Here is a 2,480-nt window from a genome sequence, read left to right as displayed (position 1 = left end):
TAACGTTTTGCCTTTAGTTTGCATCAAGAAAAAAACATTAAATTAACCGAAAAGAGAAACGGGTGAACTCAAACGTTTTGTAGGAATCAATTCCTGTAAGCTGCATAAGTCCCGTTTCCCTATTCGGACTTGCAAGTACTAATTGGAATATTGGGCGATAGGGCCCGTTAAAGGCGATAGCACAGCAAGTTTTTTTGTTTAATCCTTAAATACGAAATTATGGAAAATGTTGAAGAAACCATCGGTATTGATGTATCAAAAAAAACATTGGATGTACACCTACATCAAAAGCAACACCACAAGCAATTTAGCAATGATGAAACCGGTTACAAAAAGATTTTACAATGGATAAAATCACACAAAGTAGCCATTACATCCGCAGTGATATGCTTTGAGCATACAGGTTGGTATTGCTTGCATTTAAGCTATTATTTGCATCAACAGCAGGTTCGTTATTGTTGTGTAAACCCAATGGAAATTAAACGATCTATAGGGCTTAAAAGAGGCAAAACAGACAAAGCAGATGCAAAAGAAATTGCACGTTATGCTTGGCTTCATCGCGAGGAGTTGATAGCCAGTGTGCCACCACCAGAGAAGTTAATTGAGCTACAACGCATGATGAGCTTAAGGGAACAAATAGCCAAGCAACTACGCGCTTTAAAATGCCTAGAAAAGGGAATGCAGGTGCTAACAGTAAACAAGCAAACAGAAGATGTATCACAGGCGATGATAGCAGACACCATTTACCACCTGGAGCAACAAATGAAAAAGTTAGAAAGCGCGATGGTAAGTCTCATTAAAACCGATAGTCAGATGCTAAAACACTATAAGTTAAGCAGAAGTGTAAAGGGAGTTGGTTTGGTTTTAGCCGTACAAATGTTGGTGCATACCCACAATTATACGCGGTTTGCAAGTTGGCGTCAGTTCTCCTGTTATTGTGGTTTAGTGCCATTTCCACATCAGTCTGGTACAAGCATAAATGGGCGTATGAAAATTCATCCCATTAGCGACCGAAAAATGAAGAGCTTACTATCCATGTCGGCCATCAGTGCCATACAACATGACAAGGAACTCAAGCGGTATTACGAAAAGCGGGTAGAAGAAGGAAAACCCAAAATGGTTGTACTAAATATAATCAGAAACAAACTGGTTTCAAGGGTTTTCGCTACTATCAATCGCGGCACACCCTATGTTGAACTAAGCCAATTTGCTGCCTGAAATATTTTTATAAGAAACTTGTTTTTGATCTTGGAATGCAGATTGGCGAAGGTGGCGATTTTCACCACAAATGTTGATGCGGAGAACCAAACTTTGATTAACCACAAATGTGTCTGCGGAGAACTGAACCGCCACTTTTGCCAAACCGCTGTTACCTGCTGGCGTTCTTCTGTCCGCTATGTTTCTTGTCGTTGTCAATTAAAATATGTTGTCAAAAATATGATACTTAAATATGTCCAAAGTAACGAAAATATTATGTGCATAAACGTTTCAAATTTCTTTCCTTTCCATAGGTCAGTAGAGTAACCAAAAAACTGAATGAAAAGTCTTATAGTCCAAAACAAACCAAGTCCAAGTGATATTTTTTTGCCAAGATTGGTTTCAATTAGTTCGGCAGAAGAGGTAAAGCAAAGTAAACCCATAAGAAATACAGTCAATGCGATAAAAAATGTATGTACTGTCATCATTTGTCGATTGATTAAACTCAATGATTTAAGTTCTTTGTCCCAGTTAAAGTACTTTGGAAAGACAATATGAACCAATGCCAAAGCAATTAATAAAACACCAATTATTTTAAAATGTATTTCCATTAGTTGCAATTAAAGATTGACATAAAAGGTGTAAACTTTGTTTCATTAAATGATGTAAACCCGGCTTCTTCAAATGCCTTTTTCCAAGTTGCTTTTGAGAAAAAATGCGTAAAGCCGATTGTAAATGCTACAAAGTTTGGAAAATCTCTCAAATGTTCCACCATAATCACATTGCCGTTTGGCTTACAAACTCTGCGACATTCTTTTAAAAATTGCACTTTTTCATCTTGTTTGCGAATTTCGTGAATTGCTGATATTAAAAAGATGTTGTCAACCGAATTGTCATTTAAAGGAATTGAATTTGAATTGATTTGTTGTGTATTTGGATATAACAAACTCACTTTTCTTGCTCGGATAATTGCTGGTTCAGTATGCTGTTTGGCGTTGTAGAAGTCATACACTTGAAGTTTGGAATTGGGCAAAATACTTTCTATAATAAAACTTGTTTCGTCAAAGCCTGCGTTGATGTTTAAATTGAATTTGTCTTTTGCATCTTCAATTTTGATTTTCTTTAGCCAATCAAAATTGTAAAAGCCAGAGAAATCATAAACATAAGCGGAGACGAATAATGGCATAGTTAGTCCATAAATAAATGCCAAAACAACCAACAAATACAAGCTGTCAGACCAATTGAAAATATACTTACTTCCAATAATTAAGGCTAATAATATG

The 2,480-nt window shown here is 36.2% G+C and carries 3 protein-coding genes; 1 reads left to right on the top strand and 2 read right to left on the bottom strand.

The genetic code is table 11. From position 1 onward, the window contains the following. The first annotated feature begins 219 nt into the window (after nt 1–219). A complete protein-coding gene (locus ABWO04_RS11115) occupies nt 220–1,218 on the top strand; it encodes an IS110 family RNA-guided transposase (protein WP_353079760.1) in 999 nt (332 codons plus the stop codon). Between the two features lie 194 nt (nt 1,219–1,412). On the opposite strand, the gene ABWO04_RS11110 is transcribed toward ABWO04_RS11115, so the two are convergent. Then, nucleotides 1,413–1,808 carry a hypothetical protein gene (locus tag ABWO04_RS11110; RefSeq protein ID WP_353079759.1) on the bottom strand — a complete coding sequence of 132 codons (396 nt, stop codon included), beginning with the start codon at nt 1,806–1,808 and terminating at the stop codon, nt 1,413–1,415. After that, nucleotides 1,808–2,480 (bottom strand): class I SAM-dependent methyltransferase (locus tag ABWO04_RS11105; protein WP_353079758.1); only part of this gene is annotated, 673 nt, incomplete at its 5' end. The genes ABWO04_RS11110 and ABWO04_RS11105, both read right to left, overlap by 1 nt.

This window comes from Flavobacterium sp. (genome assembly GCF_040382755.1).
Classification (GTDB): Bacteria; Bacteroidota; Bacteroidia; order Flavobacteriales; family Flavobacteriaceae; genus Flavobacterium.
This window is presented reverse-complemented; position numbering and strand designations above follow the sequence as displayed.

Bases quoted from the DNA above. Each gene is read 5' to 3' on its own strand.
- ABWO04_RS11115 (WP_353079760.1), top strand. From the start codon at position 220: ATGGAAAATGTTGAAGAAACCATCGGTATTGATGTATCAAAAAAAACA.
- ABWO04_RS11110 (WP_353079759.1), bottom strand. From the start codon at position 1,808: ATGGAAATACATTTTAAAATAATTGGTGTTTTATTAATTGCTTTGGCA.